Below are 24,583 nucleotides of genomic sequence, written 5' to 3'. Positions count from 1 at the left end.
GGCAGGGCTGCCCGCTCTTTCATGCATCACTTTCACAGCCCTCGCTAAGTACTTCATTTAGAACGATTTTCTGCCCGTATTTTTCTCCGGAAACGCTCCTAAGTCCTTGATTTAATTGAAAAAAATGTTGCAGGCGCGCTTGCGCGCCAGGCTTTTCCTGATACAGTGGGAAAAAGTGCAATTAAGTGGTGAAAAGTGTCTTCGGGCCATCGCCGGCAAGCGGTTGGAGGGATCTAGAGCGTGTTTCAAGGGGCTTCATCGCTGAGTCTGGATGCGAAGGGTCGGCTTTCCGTGCCGACCCGGCATCGTGACGCCCTCAGCGAGAGCGCCGGCAGCCAGCTGACCCTGACCAAGCATCCGCACGGCTGCCTGATGCTTTTCCCGCGTCCGGAGTGGGAGAAATTCCGCGAGCGCATCGCCGCGCTGCCGATGTCGGCACAGTGGTGGAAGCGTATTTTTCTGGGCAATGCCATGGACGTGGAAATGGACGGTGCCGGCCGGGTGCTGATCTCCCCCGAGCTGCGCCAGGCTGCGGGCCTGACCAAGGACGCCATCCTGCTGGGCATGGGCAACCACTTCGAGCTCTGGGACAAGGCCAGCTACGAGGCTCAGGAAGCCGAGGCCATGCAGGGCGAGATGCCCGACGTCTTCAAGGACTTCTCCTTCTGAGGCCGGCCGTGGCAAGCGCACTGCAACACACCACCGTCCTGCTGCGAGAGGCGGTCGACGCCCTGCTGGTCGACCCGGACGCCAGCTACATCGATGCGACCTTCGGCCGCGGGGGGCATTCCCGCGAGATCCTCGCGCGCCTGTCGCCGCGCGGGCGGCTGCAGGCCTTCGACAAGGACCCCGAGGCGATCGCCGAGGCGGACACGATCCGCGATGCGCGATTTGCCATCCGGCACCAGGGGTTCCGCCATCTGGCGGACCTGCCCCCGGCGAGTGCCGCCGGGGTGCTGATGGACCTCGGCGTGAGCTCTCCCCAGATCGACAACCCCGCACGGGGTTTTTCTTTTCGTTTCGAGGGCCCGCTCGACATGCGCATGGACACCACGCGCGGCGAGAGCGTGGCCGAATGGCTGGCCAGCGCGGAAGTCCAGCAGATCGCGGAGGTGATACGTGACTACGGCGAAGAACGGTTTGCTCTCCCCATTGCAAAGGCGATTGTTGCTCGCCGAACGGAACGGGGCCCGGTTTCAACCACCGCCGAGTTGGCCGAACTCGTGGCTGGCGCGGTCAAAACCCGCGAGCCGGGCCAGAACCCTGCAACGCGCACATTTCAGGCTCTTCGGATTTTCATCAACGCCGAGCTTGAAGAGCTGCAACAGGCGCTAGAGGCCAGCCTGGACGTGCTGCAAGCCGGGGGGCGGCTGGTGGTGATCAGCTTTCACTCGCTCGAGGACCGCATCGTCAAGCAGTTCATCGCCCGGCATTCGCGCGAGGTGTTCGACCGCCGCGCGCCCTTCGCCGAACCCAAGGCCATGAAGCTGCGCGCCCTGGGCCGCATCAAGCCCTCGGACGCCGAGGTCGCCGCCAACCCGCGCGCGCGCAGCGCCATCATGCGCGTGGCCGAAAGGACAGCGGCATGACCAGGCTCAACATCGTCCTGCTGCTCGCCGTCGTGGCCAGCGCGCTGTACCTGGTCCACATGCAGTACGAATCGCGCCACCTGTTCGTCGAGCTCGAGCGCGCGGTGAACGAGGCGCGCAAGCTCGAAACCGAGCACGACCGCCTGCAGGTGGAAAAGCGCGCCGAGGCCACGCCGCTGCGCGTGGAGCGGCTGGCCCGTAGCCAGCTGCAGATGCGCACCACCACGCCGGCCATCACCTTGTACGTCAACGACCGCGGCGTGGTCGCAGGCGCGCCGGCCCAGGGGGCGCCATGAGCCGCAGCGTGCGCTACACCTCCAGTCCCCTGCTGGCCAGCAAGACCCCGGTCTGGCGCAGCAAGTTCATCGTGGCGATGATCGCGCTGGGTTTTCTGGGGCTGACCGGCCGCGCCGCCTACGTGCAGGTGTTCGGCAACGACTTCTTCCAGCGCCAGGGCGAGGTGCGCTTTGCGCGCACGCTCGAGCTGCCGGCCAACCGCGGACGCATCCTGGACCGAAACGGCCTGATCCTGGCTTCCAGCGTGGTCGCGCCCAGCATCTGGGCGATTCCCGAGGACGTCGAGCGCGAACCGGCCAAGCTGCGCCAGCTGGCCCGCCTGCTCGAGATGCCGCTGGCCGAGCTCGAGAAGAAGCTCGAGGACGAGGACAAGACCTTCGTCTGGATCAAGCGCCTGGTCGACGAGCCCGTGGCCAAGCAGATCGCCGCGCTCGACATCAAGGGCATCTACCAGCGCAAGGAATACAAGCGCAAGTACCCCGAGGGCGAGGCCGCGGCCCATGTGGTGGGCTTCACCAACGTGGAGAACCAGGGCCAGGAGGGCGTGGAGCTCTCGTTCGAGCACGAGCTGGCCGGCCGCGCCGGCTCGCGCCGCGTGATCAAGGACCGCCTGGGCCGCGTGATCGAGGACGTGGGCGAGCAGGTGCCGCCGGTCGACGGGCGCGACCTGCAGCTGTCGATAGACAGCAAGGTGCAGTTCTTCGCCTACCAGAAGCTGCGCGACGCCGTGATCGCCAACAAGGCCCGGGCCGGCAGCGTGGTGGTGCTCGACTCGACGACCGGCGAGCTGCTGGCGCTGGCCAACTACCCCAGCTACGTGCCCGACCGGCGCCAGAACCTGAGCGGTGCCCAGCTGCGCAACATCGCGCTGACCGACGTGTTCGAGCCCGGCTCGACCATGAAGCCCTTCACCGTGGGCCTGGCGCTGGAGACCGGGCGGGTGCAGCCCGGCACGGCGATCCAGACCGCGCCGGGCCGCATCCAGATCACCGGCTCGACGATTTCCGACGCCCATCCGCATGGCGTGCTGACGGTGCAGGAGGTGATACAGAAGTCGAGCAACGTCGGCACCGTGAAGCTGGCCATGCAGATGCAGCCGCGCGAGATGTGGGAGGTGTTCTCGGCCGCCGGTTTCGGCCAGAAGCCCCAGATCCCGTTCCCGGGCGCGGTCACGGGGCGCCTGCGCCCCTACAAGACCTGGAAGCCGATCGAGCAGGCCACCATGTCCTACGGCTACGGCCTGTCGGCCTCGCTGTTCCAGATGGCGCGCTCCTACACGGTGTTCGCGCACGACGGCCAGATCATCCCCGCCACCCTGCTCAAGGCCGAGCAGCCGGCGGTGGGCGTGCAGGTGCTGTCGCCGCGCACCGCGGCCGAGATCCGCAAGATGCTGCAGATGGCGGCCGGCCCCGGCGGCACCGGCCAGAAGGCGCAGACCGTGGGCTATTCGGTCGGCGGCAAGTCGGGCACCGCGCACAAGCAGGTGGGCCGCAGCTACGCGAGCAACAAGTACCGCTCCTGGTTCACCGGCATGGCGCCGATCGAGCGGCCGCGCATCATCGTGGCGGTGATGATCGACGAGCCCAGCGCCGGCCAGTACTACGGCGGCGCCGTGGCGGCCCCGGTGTTCAGCGAGGTGGTGCAGCAGACCCTGCGCATGATGGGCGTGCAGCCCGACATGGCGGTCAAGCCCCAGGTCGTGGCCCAGGCCGTGGAGGAGTCGTTCTGATGGCCACGCTGCATCAGCCCCAGGACGCGGCCCGCTGGCTGCGCGGCCACGTCACGGGCCGGCTGCAGACCGACAGCCGCCTGGTCGGCCCGGGCGATGGCTTCATCGCCTGGCCGGGCGCGGCCACCGACGGTCGCCAGTACGTGGCCACGGCGCTGCGCCAGGGCGCCTCCGCCTGCCTGGTCGAGCAGGCCGGCGTCAAGGACTTCGGCTTCAGCGACCCGCGCATCGCCACCTACCCCGCACTCAAGGCCGCCACCGGCAGCATCGCGGCCGCCTATTACGACAACCCGTCCAGCGCGCTCGAGGTGGTGGCGGTGACCGGCACCAACGGCAAGACCTCGACCGCCTGGTGGCTGTCGCTGGCCCTGTCCGCGCTGAGCGCGCCGGCCTGGCCCTGCGGCTTGGTCGGCACCCTGGGCATAGGCCGCCCGCCCCAGGTGGTGTCGACCGGCCTGACCACGCCCGACCCGGTGCTGCTGCAGAGGCATTTCCGCGAGTTCGCCGACCAGGGGCTCAAGGCCTGCGCCATCGAGGCCTCGTCGATCGGCCTGGTCGAGCAGCGCCTGGCCGGCACGCGCATCCGCGTCGCGGTGTTCACCAACTTCACGCAGGACCATCTGGACTACCACGGCACGATGGCGGCCTACTGGCAGGCCAAGGAGCGGCTGTTCGCCTGGGAAGGGCTGCAGGCGGCGGTGATCAACCTCGACGACCCGCAGGGCGGCCCGCTGGCGGCGCGCCTGGCCGGGGGCGCGCTCGACGTCTGGACCTTCTCCTGCGAAGGGCCGGCGCGCTTGCAGGCGCAGGGTGTGGGCTACGACGCCCAGGGCCTGTTCTTCGCCGTGGTCGAGGACGAGGGCGAGGCCCAGCTGCTGCGCACGCGCCAGATCGGCCGCTACAACGTCTCCAACCTGCTCGGCGTGATAGCCGCCATGCGCGCGCTCGGCGTGCCGCTGGCCGATGCCGTGAACGCCTGCCACGGGCTGCTGCCCGTGCCGGGGCGCATGGAGGTTGTCGCGGTGCCGGGCGCGCGGGATGTGCCGCTGGCGGTGGTGGATTACGCCCACACGCCCGATGCGCTGGACAAGGCGCTGGGTGCGCTGCGGCCGCTGGCGCAGCAGCGCGGCGGGCGGCTGTGGTGCCTGTTCGGCTGCGGCGGCGACCGCGACCCGCACAAGCGGCCGCTGATGGGGGCCGCGGTCGAGCAAGGCGCCGACCAGCTGCTGGTCACCAGCGACAACCCGCGCACGGAAGACCCCCAGGTCATCATCGCCCAGGTCGTTGCCGGCCTGGCGCGCCCCGCTGCGGCGCGGGTCGAGGCCGACCGCGCGCTGGCGATCGCCGAGGCGCTGGCCCAGGCCGCGCCCGAGGACGTGGTGCTGATCGCGGGCAAGGGCCACGAAGACTATCAGGAGACGGCCGGCGTGCGCCATCCGTTCTCCGACCAGGCCCACGCGCAGGCGGCACTGCGTCGGCGAGCGCAAGGAGTGGCGCCATGAATGGCATGAACATGAGCCTGAACCAGGCCCTGGCCTGGCTGCCCGGAGCCCGTTTGGTCGGTGAGGGCAGCCGGCGCGTGCAGCGCGTGCACAGCGACACGCGCAGCCTGGCCGAGGGCGACCTGTTCGTCGCGCTCCGGGGCGAGCGCTTCGACGGTGGCCAGTTCCTGGCCGAGGCTGCGGCCAAGGGCGCCGTGGCCGCCATTTGCGAGGCCTCGGCCGAGGGCCTGCTCGCGCAGGCCGGCCTGCCCGGTCTCGTGGTGGCCGACGCCAAGCAGGCCCTGGGCCAGCTCGCGGCCGGCTGGCGCGGCCAGTTCCGCCTGCCGCTGATCGCCGTGACCGGCAGCAACGGCAAGACCACGGTCACACAGATGGTCGCTTCCATCCTGCGTGCCTGGAAGGGCGAGTCCATGCTGGCCACCCAGGGCAACCTGAACAACGACATCGGCCTGCCGCTGACCCTGCTCAAGCTGCGCGCGCGGCACGAGGTCGCCGTGGTCGAGCTCGGCATGAACCACCCGGGCGAGATCGCCTACCTCGGGCAGATCGCGCGGCCCACCGTGGCCCTGGTCAACAACGCGCAGCGCGAGCACCAGGAGTTCATGGCGACGGTGCAGGCAGTGGCCGAGGAGAACGGCAGCGTGTTCCTCGCGCTGCCGCCGGCCGGTGTGGCGGTGTACCCCGCCGGCGACGAATTCACCATGCTCTGGACGGGGCTCGCCGACGCGCGGCCCTGCATGACTTTCGGCGACGGCAGCGCCAACGCCGACATCGTTCTGGCCGGGTCTGAATGGCAACAGGGGCATTGGCAAGTGCGGGCGGAGACGCCAGCCGGTCCGATGAGGGTCCGACTCCATATCGCCGGCCGCCACAACGTGCGCAACGCGCTGGCAGCCAGCGCCTGCGCGCTGGCTGCGGGCGTGCCTTTGGCCGCGGTGGCCCGCGGGCTCGAGACCTTCGAGCCGGTGAAGGGCCGCTCGCGCGCCCTGGCGCTGCGCCTGGGTCAGCATGGCTTCACCTTGATCGACGACAGCTACAACGCCAACCCCGACTCGGTGCGCGCCGCGATCGACGTGCTGGCCGAGCTGCCCGGCCCGCGCCTGCTGGTGCTGGGCGACATGGGCGAGGTCGGCGACCAGGGGCCGCAGTTCCACGCCGAGGTCGGCGCCTACGCGCGCGAGCGCGGTGTGCAGCAGCTGTTCACGCTGGGGCCGCTGTCGGCGCACGCCGCCGCGGCCTTCGCGGCAGGCCGGCATTTCGAGGACATGGGCGAGCTTCAGGCCGCCGTGCTCCAGGCCCTGCCCGCCGCCGCCAGCCTGGTGGTCAAGGGCTCGCGCTTCATGAAGATGGAGCGCGTGGTCGAGGCCGTGGGCGCCCGGGCACAACCACAAGAAACAGGGAATTCCCATGCTGCTTAGCCTTGCCCAGTGGCTCCAGGCGATCTCGCCCGAGTTCGGGTTCTTCCGGGTCTTCCAGTACCTGACCTTCCGCGCCGTCATGGCGGCGCTCACGGCCCTGATGATCGGGCTGTTCGCCGGCCCCTACGTGATCCGGCGCCTGACCGAGCTCAAGATCGGCCAGCCGGTGCGCGGCTACGGCATGCAGAGCCATCTGTCCAAGAGCGGCACGCCGACCATGGGCGGCGTGCTGATCCTGCTCGCGATCGCGATCTCCACCCTGCTGTGGTTCGACCTGTCCAACCGCTTCGTCTGGATCGTGCTGATCGTGACCCTGGGCTTCGGCGCGATCGGCTGGGTCGACGACTGGCGCAAGGTGGTGCGCAAGGACCCCGAGGGCATGCGCTCGCGCGAGAAGTATTTCTGGCAGTCGCTGATCGGCCTGGTCGCCGCGCTCTACCTGGTGTTCAGCATCTCCGAGAGCTCCAACCTGCGCGTGCTCGAGCTGTTCTTCAACTGGGTGCGCTCGGGCTTCGACGTCAACCTGCCGCCCAAGGCCGGCCTGCTGCTGCCTTTCTTCAAGGAGGTCAGCTACCCGCTGGGCGTGTTCGGCTTCGTGCTCATGACCTACCTCGTGATCGTCGGCGCCAGCAACGCCGTGAACCTGACCGATGGGTTGGACGGGCTGGCCATCATGCCGGTGGTCATGGTGGGCTCGGCCCTGGGCGTGTTCGCCTACGTGACCGGCAGTGCCGTGTACTCCAAGTACCTGTTCTTCCCGCATATTCCCGGTGCCGGCGAGCTGCTGATCTTCTGCTCGGCCATGGCCGGCGCAGGCCTGGCCTTCCTCTGGTTCAACACCCATCCGGCCCAGGTGTTCATGGGCGACGTGGGCGCGCTGGCGCTGGGCGGCGCCTTGGGCACCATCGCGGTGATCGTGCGCCAGGAGATCGTGCTGGCCATCATGGGCGGCATCTTCGTGGTCGAGGCCCTGTCGGTGATGCTGCAGGTGAGCTACTTCAAGTACACCAAGCGCAAGTACGGCGAGGGCCGGCGGATCCTCAAGATGGCGCCGCTGCACCACCATTTCGAGAAGAGCGGCTGGAAGGAGACGCAGGTCGTGGTGCGCTTCTGGATCATCACCATGCTGCTGTGCCTGATCGGCCTGTCCACGCTCAAGCTCCGTTAAGACCATGGACCAGCTTCGCGACCAACATGTGCTGATCCTGGGCCTGGGCGCTTCCGGCCTGGCCATGGCGCGCTGGTGCGCGCGTTGCGGCGCCGCGGTGACGGTGGCCGACACGCGCGAGGCGCCGCCGCAGCTGGCGGCACTGCAGCAGGAGCTGCCGGCCGCGCGCTTCGTCAGCGGCCCCTTCGCCGCCTCGCTGGTCGAAGGCCAGGACATCCGCGCCGTGTTCCGCAGCCCGGGCCTGGCGCCCGCCACCGTGGCGACTGTGGTCGAGGCCGCACGCGCCCAGGGCCTGTGGGAGGGCGGCGAGCTGAGCCTGTTCGCCCAGGCCCTGGCCGACCTCAAGGCCGGGCAGGGCTACGCGCCGCAGCTGCTGGCCATCACCGGCACCAACGGCAAGACCACGGTCACCTCGCTGACGGGCCAGCTGGTGGCGCGCGCCGGCAAGTCGGTGCAGGTGGCGGGCAACATCGGCCCCACGCTGCTCGACACGCTCAGCGCCTGCCTGGACGGCGGCCAGTTGCCCGAGGTCTGGGTGCTCGAGCTGTCGAGCTTCCAGCTCGACAGCGCGGGCGGCTTCGAGCCCAGCGCGGCCACGGTGCTCAACGTCACGCAGGACCACCTGGACTGGCACGGCAGCCTGCAGGCCTATGTGGCGGCCAAGGCCAGGATCTTCGGCCAGCAGGGGCTGATGGTGCTCAACCGCGAGGACCCTGTCGTGATGGCCATGCGGCCTGCGCCACAGCGTGTGAAGCTGCAGCGCCCGATCGAACGGCCCTGCGTCACCTTCGGCGGCGACATGCCGCAGCGCCCCGGCGACTACGGCATCGAGCTGGTCAACGGCATGGCCTGGCTGGTGCGCGCCCTGGAGGCCGACGAAACCCGCAAGAAACGACGCCCCCACGCTCGCGAGCTCGCTGCCCCCCAGGGGGGCCTTCGCGCCTTGGGGCGGCCCGGCGGCGCTCAACCGCAGGACGAGGCGGAGGAATTGCACATCCAGCGCCTGATGCCGGCCGACGCGCTGCGCATACGCGGCCGTCATAACGCGGTCAACGCGCTGGCGGCGCTGGCGCTGGCCAGCAGCGCCGGCTGCAGCCTGGCGCCCATGCTCTACGGCCTGCGCGAGTACCGCGGCGAGCCGCACCGCGTCGAACCCGTCGGCATCGTCGAGGAAGTCGAGTACTTCGACGACAGCAAGGGCACCAACGTCGGCGCCACGGTGGCTGCGCTGCAGGGCCTGGGCGCGGACCGCCGCGTGGTGGTGATCCTGGGTGGCGACGGCAAGGGCCAGGACTTCGCGCCGCTGGCCGCACCGGTGGCGCGCTTCGCGCGCGCCGCGGTGCTGATCGGCCGCGACGCGCCGCAGATCCGCGCCGCGCTCGAATCCAGCGGCGTGCCGCTGATCGACGCCGCCTCGCTGCCCGAGGCCGTCGCGCAGGCGCGCCAGCGCGCCCACGCCGGCGACGTGGTGCTGATGTCGCCGGCCTGCGCCAGCTTCGACATGTTCCGCGACTACGAGCACCGCGCCCAGGTGTTCCGCGAGGCCGTGGCCGCCGTGGCCGCGGACGCCGGCGTGCCGCTGGAGGGGCAGGCATGAGCGCCTGGACGGCCGGCCTCGCGACCCGCCTGGGCGGCTGGTGGGGCGGCTTGTGGGGGGGCGTCAGGCGCGCCGCCAGCGACGCCCTGCCGGTGCGGGTCGGCGGCCAGGAGTTCGCGCGCACGCCCAGCACGCCGGCGCGCATGCTGGGCTTCGACCAGACCCTGCTGTGGGTCACGGTGGCGCTGCTGGCCTGGGGCCTGGTGATGGTCTACTCGGCCTCGATCGCGATGCCGGACAACCCGCGCTTCGCCCGCTACGCCCACACGCATTTCCTGCTGCGCCATGTGCTGTCCCTGGTGCTGGCCTTCGTGGCGGCGCTGATCGCCTTCCAGGTGCCCATGGCGACCTGGGAGAAGCTCGCGCCCTGGCTGTTCGTGGCTGCGCTCGTGCTGCTGGTGGCGGTGCTGATCCCGCATGTGGGCAAGGGCGTCAACGGCGCGCGCCGCTGGATCGCGCTGGGCGTCATGAACTTCCAGCCCTCGGAGCTGGCCAAGTTCGCCGTGCTGCTCTACGCCTCCGACTACATGGTGCGCAAGATGGAGGTCAAGGAGCGCTTCTTCCGCGCCGTGCTGCCCATGGGCGTGGCGGTGGGCGTGGTCGGCCTGCTGCTGCTGGCCGAGCCCGACATGGGGGCCTTCATGGTGATCGCGGTCATCGCCATGGGCATCCTGTTCCTTGGCGGCGTGAACGCGCGCATGTTCTTCATGATCGCGGCCATCCTGGTGGTGGCCTTCGGCCTGATGATCGCCTCGTCCGATTGGCGGCGCGAGCGCATCTTCGCCTACCTCGACCCCTGGAGCGAGAAGCACGCCCTGGGCAAGGGCTACCAGCTCTCGCACTCGCTGATCGCCATCGGCCGTGGCGAGGTCTTCGGCGTCGGCCTGGGCGGCAGCGTCGAGAAGCTGCACTGGCTGCCCGAGGCGCACACCGACTTCCTGCTCGCCGTGATCGGCGAGGAGTTCGGCCTGGTCGGCGTGGTCTGCCTGATCGTCCTGTTCTTCTGGCTGACGCGCCGCATCATGCACATAGGCCGCCAGGCGATCGCGCTGGACCGCGTGTTCGCCGGCCTGGTGGCGCAGGGCGTGGGCATCTGGATGGGCTTCCAGGCCTTCATCAACATGGGCGTGAACCTGGGCGCGCTGCCGACCAAGGGCCTGACCCTGCCGCTGATGAGCTATGGCGGCTCGGCCATCCTGATGAACCTGGTGGCGATCGCGGTGGTGCTGCGCATCGACGTAGAGAATCGTCAGTTGATGCGAGGAGGGCGCCTGTGAGTTCCAAGTGCGCGCTCATCATGGCCGGCGGCACCGGCGGCCACATCTTCCCGGGCCTGGCCGTGGCCGAGGCCTTGCGCGAGCAGGGCTGGCGCGTGCACTGGCTGGGCACGCCCGGCAGCATGGAGAGCCAGCTCGTGCCGCCGCGCGGTTTCGCCTTCGAGACGATCGACTTTTCCGGCGTGCGCGGCAAGGGCCTGCTGACCCTGGCGCTGCTGCCGCTGCGCCTGCTCAAGGCCTTCTGGCAGAGCCTGCAGGTGGTGCGGCGCGTCAAGCCCGACGTGGTGGTCGGCCTGGGAGGCTACGTCACCTTCCCGGGCGGCATGATGGCCGTGCTGCTGGGCAAGCCCCTGGTACTGCACGAGCAGAACTCGGTGGCCGGCCTGGCCAACCGCGTGCTGGCCGGCGTGGCGGACCGCGTGTTCACCGCCTTCCCGAACGTGCTGAAGAAGGCGCAATGGGTGGGCAACCCCCTGCGTGCCGCCTTCACGCGCCAGCCCGATCCGGCGGTGCGCTTCGCCGGCCGCAGCGGCCCGCTGCGCCTGCTGGTGGTGGGCGGCAGCCTGGGCGCCAAGGCCTTGAACGAGATCGTGCCCCAGGCCCTGGCCCTGCTGCCGGAGGAGCATCGCCCGCAGGTGCTGCACCAGAGCGGCGCCAAGCAGATCGATGCCCTGCGCGCCAACTACGCGGCGGCCGGCGTTGAGGCCGAGCTGACCCCTTTCATCGACGACACGGCGCAGGCCTTCGCCGACGCCGACCTCGTCGTCTGCCGCGCCGGCGCCAGCACCGTGACCGAGATCGCCGCGGTCGGCGCGGCGGCCCTGTTCGTGCCGTTCCCGTTCGCGGTGGACGACCACCAGACCGGCAACGCGAAGTTCCTGGTCGAGCCGGGCGGCGGCTGGCTGGTCCAGCAGGCCGACCTCAGCGCCGAGACGCTCGCCGACATGCTCAAGACAACGGATCGCGGCGCGCTGCTGCAGCGCGCCCAGAAAGCCAAGACCATGGAAAAGACACACGCCACCCGCGAAGTGGTGGCGGCCTGCGAGGAGCTGGCCACATGAAGCACGCCATCAAGCACATCCATTTCGTCGGCGTGGGCGGCTCGGGCATGAGCGGCATTGCCGAGGTGCTGCGCAACCTGGGCTACGAGATCTCGGGCTCGGACCTGGCCGACAGCGCCACGCTGCGCCGCCTGGCGGGCCTGGGCATCAAGACCCATGTGGGCCACGCCGCGGCCCATGTGGCCGGTGCCGACGCCGTCGTGACCTCCACCGCGGTGCAGGCCGACAACCCCGAGGTGCTGGCCGCGCGCGAGCGGCGCATCCCGGTCGTGCCGCGCGCCGTGATGCTGGCCGAGCTGATGCGCCTCAAGCAGGGCATCGCGATCGCCGGCACGCACGGCAAGACCACCACCACCAGCCTGGTCGCCAGCGTGCTGGCCGAGGCCGGCCTGGACCCGACCTTCGTGATCGGCGGGCGCCTCAACAGCGCCGGCGCCAACGCCAAGCTCGGCAGCGGCGACTACATCGTGGTCGAGGCCGACGAGTCGGACGCCTCGTTCCTGAACCTGCTGCCGGTGATGGCGGTGGTGACCAACATCGACGCCGACCACATGGAGACCTACGGCCACGACTTCAGCCGCCTCAAGGAGGCCTTCGTGGACTTCCTGCACCGCATGCCGTTCTACGGCACGGCCATCCTCTGCGTCGACAACCCGGCGGTGCGCGAGATCCTGCCCGAGGTGTCCTGCCCGGTCACCAGCTACGGCTTCGGCGAGGACGCCCAGGTGCGTGCGGTCGACGTGCGCGCCGCGGCCGGCCAGATGCACTTCACGGTGCAGCGGCGCAACGGCGTCACGCTGCCGGACCTGCCCATCGTGTTGAACCTGGCCGGCGAGCACAACGTGCTCAACGCCCTGTCGGCGATCGCGGTGGCGGTGGAGCTCAACGTCCCCGACGAGGCGGTGCAGCGCGCGTTGGCCGGCTTCAAGGGCGTGGGCCGGCGCTTCCAGCGCTACGGCGAGCTGCCGGCCAGGGACGGCGGCAGCTTCACCCTGATCGACGACTACGGCCACCACCCGGTCGAAATGGCGGCCACGCTGGCCGCCGCACGTGGCGCCTTCCCGGGCCGGCGCCTGGTGCTGGCCTTCCAGCCGCACCGCTACAGCCGCACCCGCGACTGCTTCGAGGATTTCGTCAAGGTGATCGGCCAGGGCGCCGACGCCGTGCTGCTGGCCGAGGTCTACGCCGCCGGTGAGGCGCCCATCGTGGCGGCCGACGGCCGCTCGCTGGCGCGCGCCCTGCGTGTGGCGGGCAGGCTGGAGCCGGTGTTCGTCGACGACATCGCCGACATGGCGCAGGCCATCGTCGACAACGCGCTGGGCGGCGACGTGGTGATGTGCATGGGCGCGGGCTCCATCGGTGCCGTGCCCGCCAAGGTGGTGGAGCGGCTTGCGCAGCCGCAGGTTCAAGGAGGGCAGGGGTCATGAGCAGGCCGGTTTCTGATCTGGGCAAGGTGGCGGTGCTGATGGGCGGCCGCTCGGCCGAGCGCGAGGTCTCGCTGATGTCGGGCCAGGGCGTGCTGCAGGCGCTGCGCGCGCGCGGCGTCGACGCCCATGCCTTCGACCCGGCCGAGCGCGAACTGGCCGAGCTGCGCAGCGAGGGCTTTGCGCGCTGCTTCATCGCCCTGCACGGCCGCTTCGGCGAGGACGGCACGGTGCAGGGGGCGCTGGAGCTGCTGGGCATTCCCTACACCGGCTCGGGCGTGATGGCCTCCAGCATCGCGATCGACAAGACCATGACCAAGCGCGTGTGGCTGGCCGAGAGCCTGCCCACGCCGGCCTACCGCCTGCTGCGCCGCGGCGCCTACGACCGCCGGCAGGTCGAGGCTCTGCCGGCCGCGCTGGGCCTGCCGCTGATCGTCAAGCCGGCGCGCGAGGGCTCGTCGATCGGCGTGGCCAAGGTCGCGGCGGCCGAGGACCTGTGGGCGGCGGTCGAGCAGGCCGCCCAGCTCGACGCCGACGTGCTGTGCGAGCAGTTCATCCAGGGCGACGAGGTCACCTGCCCGGTGCTGGGCACCGGCGAGGGCGCGCGCGCGCTGCCGGTGATCCGCATCGTCGCGCCCGAGGGCAACTACGACTACCAGCACAAGTACTTCACCGACGACACCCAGTACCTCGTGCCCTGCGGCCTGCCCGCGGGCGAGGAGGCGGCGATCCAGGCCCTGGTGCTCAAGGCCTACCGCGTGCTCGGCTGCCGCGGCTGGGGGCGCCTGGACGTGATGATAGACGCCGCGACGCGCCGGCCCTACCTGCTGGAGGTCAACACCTCGCCCGGCATGACCGGCCATTCGCTGGTGCCTATGTCGGCGCGCGCGGCCGGCATCAGCTACGAGGACCTGTGCGTGCTGCTGCTGCAAGGCGCTGCGCTGGACTATCCGGAGGCTTGAGACATTCATGGCTGCCACCCCGTTGCCCACCCCTTTCGACGTCAAGCTGATGAACCTGACCGCCACGGTCCTGTTCGCCGGCGCGCTCGTCACGGGGCTGGCGTCGGGCCTGTGGTGGCTGCTGCGTCATCCGGGTTTCTCGATCGCCGGCATCACGGTGCAGGGTGACGTGGCCCACAACAGCGCGGTCACGCTGCGCGCCAACGTGGCGCCGAGGCTCAGCGGCAACTTCTTCACCCTGGACCTGGCGGCGGCGCGCCGGGCCTTCGAGGCCGCGCCCTGGGTGCGCCAGGCCCTGGTGCAGCGCGAGTTTCCCAACCGCCTGCGCGTGGCGCTGCAGGAGCATCAGCCGGTGGCCTACTGGGGGCGCGAGAGCGATTCGCGCCTGGTCAACAGCTTCGGCGAGGTGTTCGAGGCCAATGTGGGCGACGTGGAGTCCGAGGCGCTGCCGCGGCTGCGCGGTCCCGAGGGCCAGTCGGCCCAGGTGCTGGGCATGTACCAGCAGCTGGCGCCGATCTTCGAGCCGATCGACGCCACGCTGGAGCAACTTGAGCTGTCGTCGCGCGGGGGCTGGCGCGCCCAGCTGGACGGCGGCGCGGTGCTCGAGCTCGGGCGCGGCACGCCCGAGGAGGTGGCGCCGCGCGTGCAGCGTTTCGTGCGCACGCTGACGCAGGTCGTGGCGCGCTATGGGCGGCGGCCGAGCTCGGTGGAGTCGGCCGACCTGCGCCACGGCGACGGCTATGCGCTGCGCCTGCGCGGCGTGACCACGTTGGTGCCGGATGCGGCCAAGAAGCCCTAGGGCGAGACAAGGGCAGAGATAAGCAAGGACCTGGAACTGGTGGAGTTATGGCAAAAGAGTACAAGGATCTGGTGGTTGGCCTCGACATCGGCACCGCAAAGGTGATGGTGGTGGTGGGCGAGGTCATGCCCGGCGGCGAGCTCAAGCTCGCGGGCCTGGGCATCGCGCCGAGCAACGGCCTCAAGCGCGGCGTGGTGGTCAACATCGACGCCACGGTGCAGAGCATCCAGCAGGCGCTCAAGGAGGCCGAGCTGATGGCGGACTGCAAGATCACGCGTGTCTACACCGGCATCACCGGCAGCCATATCCGCGGCATCAATTCCAGCGGCATGGTGGCGGTGAAGGACAAGGAGGTCACGCCGGCCGACGTGGCACGCGTGGTCGAGACCGCCAAGGCCATCAACATCTCGACCGACCAGCGCCTGCTGCTGGTCGAGCCGCAGGAGTTCGTGATCGACGGCCAGGACGTGAGGGAGCCGATCGGCATGAGCGGCATCCGCCTGGAGGCCAAGGTGCACATCGTGACCGGCGCGCAGAGCGCGGCCGAGAACATCGTCAAGTGCGTGCGCCGCTGCGGCCTGGACGTGGACCAGCTGATGCTCAACCCCCTGGCCTCCAGCCTGGCGGTGCTGACCGAGGACGAGCGCGAGCTCGGCGTGGCCTGCGTGGACATAGGCGCGGGCACCACCGACGTGGCCATCTTCACCGGCGGCGCGATCCGCCACACCGCCGTGATCCCGATCGCCGGCGACCTGATCACCAGCGACATCGCGATGGCGCTGCGCACCCCGACCAAGGACGCCGAGGATATCAAGGTCGAGTCGGGCTACGCCAAGCAGCTGCTGGCCGACCCCGAGCAGCAGGTCGAGGTGCCGGGCCTGGGCGATCGCGGGCCGCGCATGCTGTCCAAGCAGGCGCTGGCCGGCGTGATCGAACCGCGCGTCGAGGAGATCTTCTCGCTGGTGCAGCAGGTGGTGCGCGAGTCGGGCTACGAGGAGGTGCTGTCCTCGGGCATCGTGCTCACCGGCGGCAGCTCGGTCATGCCGGGCATGGTCGAGCTCGGCGAGGACATCTTCCTCAAGCCGGTGCGCCGCGGCGTGCCCAAGTATTCGAGCGCCCTGGCCGACATGGTGGCCCAGCCGCGCGCGGCCACCGTCATGGGCCTGATGGAGGAGGCGCGCCTGGCGCGCCTGCGCGGCTTCAAGGTGGCGCAGAAGAACGGCTCGATGAAGACCGCCTTCGGCCGCTTCAAGGACTTCATCGTGGGGAACTTCTGAAGTGAAACGCCCCCACGCTCATCACTTCGTGTATTCGCTGCCCCCCGAGGGGGCCCAGGCCTCCTTTGGGGCGGCCCGGCAGGAGGCCTGACATGTGGCGCAAGCTCTACCTGGCGCGCGGCAGTCCGCCCACCTCGCGAAAACGACGATGGCGAGGCACCGGCCCGCCGTCCTGAGACAGCCCTCAATAACAAGCATTCACGACATTCAGGCAACTGCAGATTTAGGAGAGAAACATGAGCATCGAAATGATTGAAGTCGAAGAGTTCAATCTGGGCACCCAGATCAAGGTGATCGGCGTGGGCGGCGGCGGCGGCAACGCGGTCGAGCACATGATCGGCCGCCATGTCCAGGGCGTCGAGTTCATCTGCGCCAACACCGATGCGCAGGCGCTCAGCCGCAGCGCCGCCCACCGCACGATCCAGCTCGGCGTGAGCGGCCTGGGCGCGGGCAGCAAGCCCGAGAAGGGCCGCGAGGCCGCCGAGGCGGCGCTGGACGACATCCGCGCCGCGATCGGCGGGGCCCACATGCTGTTCATCACCGCCGGCATGGGCGGCGGCACCGGCACCGGCGCCGCGCCCGTGATCGCGCGCGTGGCCAAGGAGATGGGCATCCTCACGGTGGGCGTGGTGACCAAGCCCTTCGATTGGGAGGGCGGCCGGCGCATGACCAACGCCGACAACGGCCTGTCCGAGCTCGAGGCCAACGTCGACTCGCTGATCGTGGTGCTCAACGAGAAGCTGCTCGAGGTGCTGGGAGACGACATCACCCAGGACGAGGCCTTCGCCCATGCCAACGACGTGCTCAAGAACGCCGTGGGCGGCATCGCCGAGATCATCAACGTGCCCGGCCATGTGAACGTGGACTTCGAGGACGTGCGCACCGTGATGGGCGAACCCGGCAAGGCCATGATGGGCACGGCCCTGGCCAACGGACCGGACCGCGCGCGCATCGCGGCCGAACAGGCCGTGGCCTGCCCGCTGCTCGAAGGCATAGACCTGTCGGGCGCCAAGGGCGTGTTGGTGCTGATCACGGCGGCCAAGGGCTCGCTCAAGCTCAGCGAGTCCAAGACCGCGATGACCACCATCCGCAACTTCGCCTCGGCCGACGCCCACGTGATCTACGGCACGGCCTACGACGACGCCCTGGGCGACGAGATCCGCGTCACCGTGGTCGCGACCGGCCTGTCGCGCCAGGGCCAGCGCCGCACGGCGCCGCCGCTGCAGGTGCTGCGCACCGGCACCGACAACGTGCCGTTCAACCTGCCTGGCGTGGGCGCCACCCTGGGTGGCTCCGGCGTCGGCATGGCCAGCGGCGGCCAGCCCGACTACGGCAACATGAGCGTGCCCAGCGTGTGGCGCACCAACCGCACCCAGGCCGCGGCCAAGGTGGACGCGCTGGCCTCGGGCGGCATGGACGACTTCGAGATCCCGGCATTTCTCCGCAAGCAGGCTGATTGATGGGCGTCAAGCTGCTGCGCGGACCGATCTGAGGCCTGTGGTGCTCGCCGTACCGAAGTACGGCTGCGCGCCTCGGCCTCACCTCGGCCTGCTCGCGACGCTTGCCATCCCATCAATCCCCTTGTCCGGGCGGCCGAATGGCCAAAAAATTAAAATGGCGTCCATGCTTGCGCAACGTACCCTCAAGACGCTGACCCGCGCGGTCGGCGTCGGGCTGCACAGCGGCCAGCGGGTGGAACTGACCCTGAGGCCGGCCCAGCCCGACACCGGCATCGTGTTCCGGCGCGTGGACCTGCCCCTGCCGGTCGACATTCCGATCTCCGCGCTGGCGGTGACGGACACGCGCCTGGCCTCGACGATTTCCAACGGCGGCGCCAAGGTGCACACGGTGGAGCACCTGATGTCGGCCTGCGCGGGCTTAGGCCTGGACAACCTCTACGTGGACATCACGGCCGAGGAGGTGCCCATCCTGGACGGCTCGGCCTCGTCCTTCGTGTTCCTGCTGCAAAGCGCCGGTATCGAGCTGCAGGATGCACCCAAGCGCTTCATCCGCGTGCTGCGGCCGGTCGAGGTGCGCGAGGGCCAGGGCGACAACGTCAAGTGGGCGCGCCTGGAGCCCTACCACGGCTACAAGCTGAGCTTCGAGATCGACTTCGACCACCCGGCCGTGGACTCCACCGGCCAGCGCGTCGAGTTCGACCTGGGCCAGGGCAACTACATGCGCGACATCGCGCGTGCCCGCACCTTCGGCTTCACGCGCGATGTGGAGATGATGCGCGCCAACGGCCTGGCCCTGGGCGGCGGCCTGGACAACGCCATCGTGATGGACGACTACAAGGTGCTCAACGCCGAGGGCCTGCGCTACGACGACGAGTTCGTCAAGCACAAGATCCTGGACGCCATGGGCGACCTCTACCTGATCGGCAAGCCCCTGCTGGCGGCCTACAGCGCCTTCCGCTCGGGACACGCGCTGAACAACAAGCTGCTGCGCGAGCTGCTGTCGCACAGCGACGCCTTCGAGATCGTGACGTTCGAGGACGAGAAAAAGGCCCCGGCGGGCTTCGCCTTGCCCGCGCGCGCCTGGTAGGCATGCTGCTGTTCCGCTGGGCCGTCCTGATGCTGCTGCTCGCAGCGGCCGTGTCCTTCGCCTTCTACGCGGGTACGGGCCAGGCCAGGTACCGGCGCATGGGCCTGGTCATCCTCAAGTGGACCCTGATCGCGGCGTTCGGCTTCTTTGCCGTTTTGATCCTCGAGAACCTGGCCTGAACTCAGGCCGTCAGTGGCTGCGGCCGCCGCGGTACATGCCGCTGGTCTTGCGCTGCAGCACGCCGGCTGCGGCCAGCTTGTTCATCGAGGGGCTGGCGTGCGCGTGCGTGATGGCCAGGCCCAGGGCGTCGGCTGCATCCTGGCGCGGCACGCCGGGCAGGCGCAGCAGGCGCTTGACCATCTCCTGCACCTGGGCCTTGGCGGCGCGGCCGTGGCCGGTGACGGCCTGCTTCATCTGCAGCGCCGTGTACTCGGCCACCGGCAGGTCGCAGGACACCAAGGCCGTGACGCAGGCGCCGCGCGCCTGGCCCAGCAGCAGCGTGGCCTGGGGGTTGACGTTGACGAACACGATCTCGACCGAGGCCGCGTCGGGCTGGTAGCGCGCAGCGATCTCGCGGATGCCGTCGTACAGCACCTTCAGGCGCGCCGGCAGGTTGCCCATCTCCTCGCGCGTGGTCTGGATCACGCCGCTGGCCACATAGTGCAGCGCGCTGCCGTCGACGTCGAGCACGCCGAAGCCGGTGGTCTGCAGGCCGGGGTCTATGCCTAGGATGCGCATGGGGGATGGAGCTTGCGCTCAGGGTAGCACGGCGTCGCCCATGCGGGCCGCGATGACCGAGGCGCGGTGGCCCAGGTAGGCCGACTGGGGCACGCGCTCGAAGTAGCGCGGACGCGGCAGCATCACCGCCAGGCGCGCGGCCTCCCAGGCCGTGAGGCGGGCGGCCGGCTTGCGGTAGTAATGCTGGGCCGCGGCCTCGGCGCCGAACACGCCTTCGCCCCACTCGACGCTGTTGAGGTAGATCTCCAGGATGCGCTGCTTGGTCAGCAGGGTCTCCAGCGCCAGGGTGAGCATGAATTCCTGGCCCTTGCGCAGCAGGGTGCGCTCGCCCGAGAGCAGCAGGTTCTTGGCCAGCTGCTGGGTGATGGTCGAGCCGCCGACGATCTTGAGCGGGCGCGCCGATCGCGCCTGCGCTGCGCGGCGCGCGGCCAGCGCCTCGGCCTTGGCGTTCTTTTCCCAGGCCTTTTCCAGGGCTTCCCATTCCACGCCGTCGTGGTGTATGAAGTCACCGTCCTCGGAGGCGATCACGGCGCGCTTGAGCTGGTCCGACATCTGCGCATAGGGCACCCACTGCTGGCGCCAGCGCAGGCGGCCCTTCTCGCTGAGCAGCCGCCAGGCTTCGGAGCGCTGGAAGGCGGTGGACTGCGGGTCGACCACGGCCATCAGCGCGATGCGGGCCACGAAGAACAACTGCAGGCTCAGGGCCAGGAGCACCCCCAGGGCCAGCCAGCGCCACAGCGCTTTCATGCCTCTTGCGCTCCCAGGCTCAGGCTGCTGCCAGCTTCTCGCGCAGCTCGGCCAGCACGGCGGCGCTGGGCGGGCGCACGCCGCGCCAGATGCGGAAGGCCTCGGCGGCCTGCTCGACCAGCATGCCCAGGCCGTCGCGCGGCACGGCACCATGGGCTGCGGCCCAGTCCATGAAGCCCTGGGCGGCCGGGCCGTACATCAGGTCGCAGGCCAGGGCGCCGGGGCGCAGCACGCTGGCCGGCACCGGCACGCCGGCGCCCTTGAGGCTGCTCGAGGAGGCGTTGATGACCAGGTCGAAGCCGGCCTCGGTCACGGCCGCGTCCTGCAGGCCGCAGGCCAGCAGTTCCACGCCCTGCTGTGCGGCCAGCGCGGCATGGCGCGCCGCCACCTCCTGGGCGCGCGAGGCCGTGCGGTTGGCCAGCACCACGCGGCGCGGGCGCTGCTCCAGCAGCGGGCCCAGCACGCCGGCGCCGGCGCCGCCCGCGCCGATCAGCAGCACGTCGCGGCCGGCCAGCGCGACACCGGCATTGCGCGTGATGTCGTTGATCAGGCCCACGCCGTCGGTGTTGTCGGCCAGGATCTGGTCGCCGTCCAGGCGCAGCGTGTTGCAGGCCCCGGCCAGCGCCACGCGCGGGCTGGCCTCGGTGGCCAGGGCCGCGGCCTGCAGCTTGAACGGCACGGTGACGTTGCAGCCCTTGCCGCCCTGGTCGCGAAAGGCCTGCAGGGCCGCGGCGAAGCCGTCCAGCGGGACCAGGCGCTTGTCGTAATGCACCGGCTCGCCGCTGAGCTCGGCAAAACGGTTCTGGATCCAGGGCGACTTGCTGTGCTCGACCGGGTTGCCCATCAGGCAGTAGTTGTCCATCTGTCTCTCTTTTCGATGCTTGCTCAATGCGCAGTCAAACGGGTTTCCAGGGTCTCGTCGCGCGTGAAGCGGAAACGCGACACGACCACGATCTGGTCGGCGCGGCGCCGCATGGCCTCGTTGAAGCGGCCGAAGGGGCCGGCGCCGCGCGCGATCGCCGCTGCGCGGCGGTCCAGCGTGAGGTTGCCCGAGGTTTCGGCGACCTCCGCGTCCAGCACCCGGCCGTCGTGGTTGACGGTGACCACCATGGTCAGCTCGCCGTAGAGCTTGCGCCCCGCCGCCTGGGGAAACTGCTCGGTGCCGCGCTCCTCGATGCGGCGGCGCAGGCCGTCGTAGTAGACCGCGTAGACCTCCTCGCGCGTGGCCGGGCTGATGTAGCGCTTCTTGGGCCGGGCGTTCTCCTCGTTGACGCGCCGCTCGATCTCGGCCAGCAGCTTGTGGAGCTGGCGCCGCTTTTCCTCGCGTGCCTGGGCCTCGCGCGAGGGGCTGGGCTGCTGCGGGTCGGGCGGGGGCAGGGCGGCCAGCTGCCTGCGCACCTGGGCCATCAGCAGGGTCTGCTGGGCCTGCAGCGCCTCGATGCGGCGCTGGGCCTCCTCGGCCGCGTCGCCCATCTCGGTCAGGGCCGAGGGCGGCAGCGGCGTGGTCGCGCGGCCGCGCTCGGCCTCGCCGCCGCCGGCCAGTGAGGACTGGGCGATGGCCGTGGCCTTGACGGGCTTTTCGCTGGCCTTGGCGTTGACCAGGATGACTTCCAGCGGAGTGTCCTGGAACACGCGCTTGAAACCCTCGGGGTCGACGAAGCGCACCGTGAGCAGCGCCGCATGGACGGCCAGGGACAAGCCCAGCGCCCATTGCAGGGTGGTCAGCTGGCGAAAAAACCTCAGGTTCACGGTTGGGGATTATTGGGGCTGGCGGCGTCGGCTTCGCTGAGGTCGACGGCGATCGCGATCGGGCCGGCGGCCGGCTCCTCCTCGTCCTCCTCGGCCTCGGCCGCAGGCGGGGCCGCGCTGTCCAGGCGCTCGATCACGGTGCCGCTGAGGTCCAGCGCGATCTCGTCGATCTCGCCCAGCCGCACGCGCAGCCGGGCGCCGCGCGCCAGGCCTTGGGCGCCGAGCACCGGCAGCACCAGGGGCAGGTGCTCGGCGCGCACCAGCCAGCTGCCGCCCGGGCCTTCCTTGAAGGTGGTGGCCTCCAGCTCGCCTATGCCTTGCTGGCGCAGGTACTGCAGCGTCCAGAAGCGCTCCATGCCGGCCTGGTAGCCGTTGTAGGCGCTGTAGGCCGCTTCGAAGCCGCTGATGATGGAGAACAGCTCGGCGTCCTTGGGCTTGAACGGCGCGGCCAGGGCCGCGGCCCGGCCGTGGCGCGCGCAGGCGATGATCTGCCACTGGTTGACCAGGTCGGTGTAGCGGCGCAGCGGCGAGGTGCTCCAGGCGTAGCTCTTGACGCCTATGCCTGCATGCGGCAGCGCCTTGGTGCCCATGCGCACCTTGACCCCCGGCGCCAGGCTGGCCTGGCTGCGGTAGATGCCGGGCACGCCGAGCTCGGCCAGCCACTGGCCCCAGCGGCTGTTGGCCAGGATCATGGCCTCGGCCACGATCAAGTCCAGCGGTTCGCCGCGCTTGCGCGTGCTGATCAGCACCTGCTCGCTGCCGCTCGGCACTTGGCCGTCGTTGCCGACCAGGCGAAAGCTGTAGTCGGGCCGGTTGAAGGTCTCGGGCTTGCCGCGCACGATCTCGCGCTGCGCCTTCAGGTGCTTGGCCAGGCGGTAGAGGAAGGCGAGCTCATGCCGGGCTATGGGCAGGGGCGGGTGGCCGTCGGCATGCTCGAACTCGGGGTCTTCCAGCCATTCGGTGGTGATGATCTGGTCGAGCTGGTCGTGGCGCAGGTTGGCGGCGATCGGCACGCGCTCGAGCCGGGTCTCGGAGCCCTTGATCTCCAGCGTGGCCTCGTCCAGCGTCACGTAGAGCGAGACCGCCGGGCAGGCGCGTCCCTCGGACAGGGTGTAGGCCTGCACCACCTCGTCGGGCAGCATGGTGATCTTGTAGCCTGGCATGTAGACCGTGGACAGGCGGGCGCGCCCGAGCTGGTCGATGGCACTGCCCGGCTGCACGGCCAGGCCCGGCGCGGCGATGTGGATGCCGACCACCACGGTGCCCGTGTCCAGGCCCTGGACCGAGAGCGCGTCGTCGATCTCGGTGGTGTGCGAATCGTCGATCGAGTAGGCCTGCACGGGCGCCAGCGGCAGCTCGTCGCGGATCTCGGGCGCCTCCAGCGCCGGAAAGCCCGTGCCCTTGGGGAAGTTCTCGAACAGGAAGCGCTGCCAGTGGAACTGGTAGGGCGAGTCGATCGCGCCGGCGCGCTGCAGCAGGGCCAGGGGTGCGGTCTGGGTGGCGCGGCTGGCCTCGACCACGGCCTTGTACTCGGGCGCGTTCTTGTCCGGCCTGAACAGGATCTTGAACAGCTGCTCGCGGACGGCCGCCGGGCAGCGTCCCGCGCCGAGCTCGGCGGCCCAGTCGGCGATCTGCTGCTGGATCAGCTGCTTCTTCTCGATCGCGGCCAGCGCCTGCTGCACGATCTCGGCCGGCGCCTTCCTGAATCGGCCCTTGCCGGCGCGGCGGAAGTAGTGCGGTGCCTCGTACAGGCGCAGCAGGGCGCCGGCCTGCTGGGCCAGCGTGGCATCGGCGCTGAAATAATCGCGCGCCAGGTCGGCGAAGCCGAATTCCTCGTCCGGCGCGAATTCCCAGGCCAGCTCGAGCTCGATGCCGGGGGCGATCGCCTGGGCCTGGGTCAACAGCTCGGCGGGCGCCGGCTTGTCGAACTTGAGCAGGATGTTGGCGGCCTTGACCTTGACCCGCTTGCCCGACTCGAGCTCGACCTGGGCCGAGGCCTCGGCCTCCGACAGCACACGGCCGGCCAGGAATTTTCCGGCTTCTTCAAACAATGCAAACATGGGCCCGATTGTCCCATGGGCCACCCCTGCGCCGGGGATCAGGCCAGGTCGAGGAAGGCGAAAACCTGGTCGATATGGTCGTCGAAGTCGGACAGCGCATGGTCGCCGCCCTCGAGCAGCTTGATCTGCGCGCCGGCGTAGCGGGCCGTCATCTCGCGCCAGTCCAGCACCTCGTCGCCCTTGGCGATCACGGCGAAGAAGCGCTCGGGGTGGTGCAGGGGGCCAGCCTCCAGGGCGCGCAGTTCGGCGACGAAGGCCGGCTCGAAGAAGAATCGCTCCCCGGGGTCGTGCCAGCTGGTCTGCTCGCCGATATGGCGCGCCAGGTCGCGCGCCGGGTCCACGGCCGGGTTCAGCAGCACGGCCGGGCAGCCGGTCTGCTGCGCCACCCAGGTGGCATAGAAGCCGCCGAGCGAGGAGCCGACCACGGCCATGCGCTCGCGCGGCCAGCCCGCGATGCCTTGCCTGATCGCCGCCATGGCGGCACGCGGAGAGGGGGGTAGCTGCGGACACCACCAGGTCACGGCCGGGTGCTGCTCCTGCACCCGCGCCGCGACCTTTTGCGCCTTCATGGACTGGGGCGAGGAGCGGAAGCCGTGCAGGTAGAGCAGGTGGGTGGTGGGCATGGGGCGATCATAGGGGCTG

The 24,583-nt window shown here is 70.1% G+C and carries 23 protein-coding genes; 17 read left to right on the top strand and 6 right to left on the bottom strand.

Features of this window, described 5'->3' with window-relative positions:
- The first annotated feature begins 240 nt into the window (after positions 1-240).
- The 17 genes from mraZ (at position 241) to FFS10_RS23020 (ending at position 18,826) form a co-directional block, all read left to right on the top strand.
- The gene (gene mraZ / locus FFS10_RS15880) at positions 241-669 is read left to right on the top strand and encodes a division/cell wall cluster transcriptional repressor MraZ (protein WP_137895450.1); all 429 of its coding nucleotides are present in this window, start codon (positions 241-243) and stop codon (positions 667-669) included.
- A gap of 8 nt (positions 670-677) precedes the next feature.
- The gene (gene rsmH / locus FFS10_RS15875) at positions 678-1,589 is read left to right on the top strand and encodes a 16S rRNA (cytosine(1402)-N(4))-methyltransferase RsmH (protein ID WP_137895449.1); all 912 of its coding nucleotides are present in this window, start codon (positions 678-680) and stop codon (positions 1,587-1,589) included.
- A complete protein-coding gene (ftsL, locus tag FFS10_RS15870) occupies positions 1,586-1,885 on the top strand; it encodes a cell division protein FtsL (protein WP_137895448.1) in 300 nt (99 codons plus the stop codon). Before rsmH ends, ftsL begins: the two co-directional genes overlap by 4 nt.
- The gene (locus FFS10_RS15865) at positions 1,882-3,615 is read left to right on the top strand and encodes a peptidoglycan D,D-transpeptidase FtsI family protein (protein WP_137895447.1); all 1,734 of its coding nucleotides are present in this window, start codon (positions 1,882-1,884) and stop codon (positions 3,613-3,615) included. The genes ftsL and FFS10_RS15865 overlap by 4 nt, the downstream gene beginning before the upstream one ends.
- On the top strand, positions 3,615-5,117 hold the full coding sequence (locus FFS10_RS15860) for a UDP-N-acetylmuramoyl-L-alanyl-D-glutamate--2,6-diaminopimelate ligase (protein ID WP_137895446.1): 1,503 nt from the start codon (positions 3,615-3,617) through the stop codon (positions 5,115-5,117). Before FFS10_RS15865 ends, FFS10_RS15860 begins: the two co-directional genes overlap by 1 nt.
- A gap of 5 nt (positions 5,118-5,122) precedes the next feature.
- Positions 5,123-6,535: a UDP-N-acetylmuramoyl-tripeptide--D-alanyl-D-alanine ligase gene (locus FFS10_RS15855; protein ID WP_137895453.1), complete on the top strand. Its 1,413-nt coding sequence runs from the start codon at positions 5,123-5,125 to the stop codon at positions 6,533-6,535.
- Positions 6,525-7,703 carry a phospho-N-acetylmuramoyl-pentapeptide-transferase gene (gene mraY, locus FFS10_RS15850; protein WP_137895445.1) on the top strand — a complete coding sequence of 393 codons (1,179 nt, stop codon included), beginning with the start codon at positions 6,525-6,527 and terminating at the stop codon, positions 7,701-7,703. Before FFS10_RS15855 ends, mraY begins: the two co-directional genes overlap by 11 nt.
- 4 nt (positions 7,704-7,707) lie before the next feature.
- Positions 7,708-9,300, top strand: coding sequence for a Mur ligase family protein (locus FFS10_RS15845; RefSeq protein WP_137895444.1), 1,593 nt, complete (start codon positions 7,708-7,710; stop codon positions 9,298-9,300).
- On the top strand, positions 9,297-10,577 hold the full coding sequence (gene ftsW / locus FFS10_RS15840) for a putative lipid II flippase FtsW (RefSeq protein WP_137895443.1): 1,281 nt from the start codon (positions 9,297-9,299) through the stop codon (positions 10,575-10,577). The genes FFS10_RS15845 and ftsW overlap by 4 nt, the downstream gene beginning before the upstream one ends.
- On the top strand, positions 10,574-11,638 hold the full coding sequence (murG, locus tag FFS10_RS15835) for an undecaprenyldiphospho-muramoylpentapeptide beta-N-acetylglucosaminyltransferase (RefSeq protein ID WP_137895442.1): 1,065 nt from the start codon (positions 10,574-10,576) through the stop codon (positions 11,636-11,638). The genes ftsW and murG overlap by 4 nt, the downstream gene beginning before the upstream one ends.
- On the top strand, positions 11,635-13,065 hold the full coding sequence (murC, locus tag FFS10_RS15830; RefSeq protein ID WP_137895441.1) for a UDP-N-acetylmuramate--L-alanine ligase: 1,431 nt from the start codon (positions 11,635-11,637) through the stop codon (positions 13,063-13,065). The genes murG and murC overlap by 4 nt, the downstream gene beginning before the upstream one ends.
- Positions 13,062-14,024 carry a D-alanine--D-alanine ligase gene (locus tag FFS10_RS15825; protein ID WP_137895440.1) on the top strand — a complete coding sequence of 321 codons (963 nt, stop codon included), beginning with the start codon at positions 13,062-13,064 and terminating at the stop codon, positions 14,022-14,024. Before murC ends, FFS10_RS15825 begins: the two co-directional genes overlap by 4 nt.
- Positions 14,025-14,031: 7 nt before the next feature.
- Positions 14,032-14,823, top strand: a complete 792-nt coding sequence (locus FFS10_RS15820; RefSeq protein ID WP_137895439.1) for a cell division protein FtsQ/DivIB — start codon at positions 14,032-14,034, stop codon at positions 14,821-14,823.
- Between the two features lie 47 nt (positions 14,824-14,870).
- Entirely contained in the window at positions 14,871-16,100 is a 1,230-nt protein-coding gene (gene ftsA / locus FFS10_RS15815; RefSeq protein WP_137895438.1) for a cell division protein FtsA, read from the top strand.
- 236 nt (positions 16,101-16,336) lie between these two features.
- Positions 16,337-17,560: a cell division protein FtsZ gene (ftsZ, locus tag FFS10_RS15810; RefSeq protein WP_137895437.1), complete on the top strand. Its 1,224-nt coding sequence runs from the start codon at positions 16,337-16,339 to the stop codon at positions 17,558-17,560.
- 163 nt (positions 17,561-17,723) lie between these two features.
- Positions 17,724-18,647: a UDP-3-O-acyl-N-acetylglucosamine deacetylase gene (gene lpxC / locus FFS10_RS15805; RefSeq protein ID WP_137895436.1), complete on the top strand. Its 924-nt coding sequence runs from the start codon at positions 17,724-17,726 to the stop codon at positions 18,645-18,647.
- 2 nt (positions 18,648-18,649) lie between these two features.
- Complete coding sequence (locus FFS10_RS23020) at positions 18,650-18,826, top strand: hypothetical protein (RefSeq protein WP_171016096.1); 177 nt, start codon at positions 18,650-18,652, stop codon at positions 18,824-18,826.
- Between the two features lie 10 nt (positions 18,827-18,836).
- Here the strand turns inward: FFS10_RS23020 and ruvC are convergent, their stop codons facing one another.
- The 6 genes from ruvC to FFS10_RS15775 are packed head-to-tail and all read right to left on the bottom strand — an operon-like array spanning position 18,837 to position 24,564.
- Positions 18,837-19,385 (bottom strand): crossover junction endodeoxyribonuclease RuvC, encoded by a 549-nt coding sequence (gene ruvC, locus FFS10_RS15800; protein ID WP_137895435.1) that lies wholly within the window; start codon positions 19,383-19,385, stop codon positions 18,837-18,839.
- A gap of 18 nt (positions 19,386-19,403) precedes the next feature.
- Positions 19,404-20,132 (bottom strand): monofunctional biosynthetic peptidoglycan transglycosylase, encoded by a 729-nt coding sequence (gene mtgA, locus FFS10_RS15795; RefSeq protein ID WP_137895434.1) that lies wholly within the window; start codon positions 20,130-20,132, stop codon positions 19,404-19,406.
- A gap of 19 nt (positions 20,133-20,151) precedes the next feature.
- Positions 20,152-20,994 carry a shikimate dehydrogenase gene (aroE, locus tag FFS10_RS15790; protein ID WP_137895433.1) on the bottom strand — a complete coding sequence of 281 codons (843 nt, stop codon included), beginning with the start codon at positions 20,992-20,994 and terminating at the stop codon, positions 20,152-20,154.
- A gap of 23 nt (positions 20,995-21,017) precedes the next feature.
- On the bottom strand, positions 21,018-21,881 hold the full coding sequence (locus FFS10_RS15785; protein ID WP_137895432.1) for an energy transducer TonB: 864 nt from the start codon (positions 21,879-21,881) through the stop codon (positions 21,018-21,020).
- Positions 21,878-23,941 (bottom strand): ribonuclease catalytic domain-containing protein, encoded by a 2,064-nt coding sequence (locus FFS10_RS15780; protein WP_137895431.1) that lies wholly within the window; start codon positions 23,939-23,941, stop codon positions 21,878-21,880. Before FFS10_RS15780 ends, FFS10_RS15785 begins: the two co-directional genes overlap by 4 nt.
- A gap of 38 nt (positions 23,942-23,979) precedes the next feature.
- Positions 23,980-24,564, bottom strand: a complete 585-nt coding sequence (locus FFS10_RS15775; RefSeq protein WP_137895430.1) for a YqiA/YcfP family alpha/beta fold hydrolase — start codon at positions 24,562-24,564, stop codon at positions 23,980-23,982.
- Between the last annotated feature and the right edge of the window lie 19 nt (positions 24,565-24,583).

The sequence above is a fragment of the Ramlibacter sp. 2FC genome, assembly GCF_005503345.1.
Lineage (GTDB): Bacteria > Pseudomonadota > Gammaproteobacteria > Burkholderiales > Burkholderiaceae_C > SCMQ01.
Note: the sequence above shows the minus strand (reverse complement) of the source record. Positions and strands in the feature narration are given on the sequence as shown.

Excerpts from the sequence above, each read along its gene's own strand:
- FFS10_RS15825 (WP_137895440.1), top strand. The coding sequence starts at position 13,062 with ATGAGCAGGCCGGTTTCTGATCTGGGCAAGGTGGCGGTGCTGATGGGC.
- ftsL (WP_137895448.1), top strand. The coding sequence starts at position 1,586 with ATGACCAGGCTCAACATCGTCCTGCTGCTCGCCGTCGTGGCCAGCGCG.
- ftsZ (WP_137895437.1), top strand. The coding sequence starts at position 16,337 with ATGAGCATCGAAATGATTGAAGTCGAAGAGTTCAATCTGGGCACCCAG.
- FFS10_RS15780 (WP_137895431.1), bottom strand. The coding sequence starts at position 23,941 with ATGTTTGCATTGTTTGAAGAAGCCGGAAAATTCCTGGCCGGCCGTGTG.
- FFS10_RS15845 (WP_137895444.1), top strand. The coding sequence starts at position 7,708 with ATGGACCAGCTTCGCGACCAACATGTGCTGATCCTGGGCCTGGGCGCT.
- FFS10_RS15775 (WP_137895430.1), bottom strand. The coding sequence starts at position 24,564 with ATGCCCACCACCCACCTGCTCTACCTGCACGGCTTCCGCTCCTCGCCC.
- ftsA (WP_137895438.1), top strand. The coding sequence starts at position 14,871 with ATGGCAAAAGAGTACAAGGATCTGGTGGTTGGCCTCGACATCGGCACC.
- mraY (WP_137895445.1), top strand. The coding sequence starts at position 6,525 with ATGCTGCTTAGCCTTGCCCAGTGGCTCCAGGCGATCTCGCCCGAGTTC.
- FFS10_RS15860 (WP_137895446.1), top strand. The coding sequence starts at position 3,615 with ATGGCCACGCTGCATCAGCCCCAGGACGCGGCCCGCTGGCTGCGCGGC.
- mtgA (WP_137895434.1), bottom strand. The coding sequence starts at position 20,132 with ATGAAAGCGCTGTGGCGCTGGCTGGCCCTGGGGGTGCTCCTGGCCCTG.
- FFS10_RS15865 (WP_137895447.1), top strand. The coding sequence starts at position 1,882 with ATGAGCCGCAGCGTGCGCTACACCTCCAGTCCCCTGCTGGCCAGCAAG.
- aroE (WP_137895433.1), bottom strand. The coding sequence starts at position 20,994 with ATGGACAACTACTGCCTGATGGGCAACCCGGTCGAGCACAGCAAGTCG.
- ruvC (WP_137895435.1), bottom strand. The coding sequence starts at position 19,385 with ATGCGCATCCTAGGCATAGACCCCGGCCTGCAGACCACCGGCTTCGGC.
- murC (WP_137895441.1), top strand. The coding sequence starts at position 11,635 with ATGAAGCACGCCATCAAGCACATCCATTTCGTCGGCGTGGGCGGCTCG.
- FFS10_RS23020 (WP_171016096.1), top strand. The coding sequence starts at position 18,650 with ATGCTGCTGTTCCGCTGGGCCGTCCTGATGCTGCTGCTCGCAGCGGCC.
- lpxC (WP_137895436.1), top strand. The coding sequence starts at position 17,724 with ATGCTTGCGCAACGTACCCTCAAGACGCTGACCCGCGCGGTCGGCGTC.
- FFS10_RS15820 (WP_137895439.1), top strand. The coding sequence starts at position 14,032 with ATGGCTGCCACCCCGTTGCCCACCCCTTTCGACGTCAAGCTGATGAAC.
- FFS10_RS15855 (WP_137895453.1), top strand. The coding sequence starts at position 5,123 with ATGAACATGAGCCTGAACCAGGCCCTGGCCTGGCTGCCCGGAGCCCGT.
- ftsW (WP_137895443.1), top strand. The coding sequence starts at position 9,297 with ATGAGCGCCTGGACGGCCGGCCTCGCGACCCGCCTGGGCGGCTGGTGG.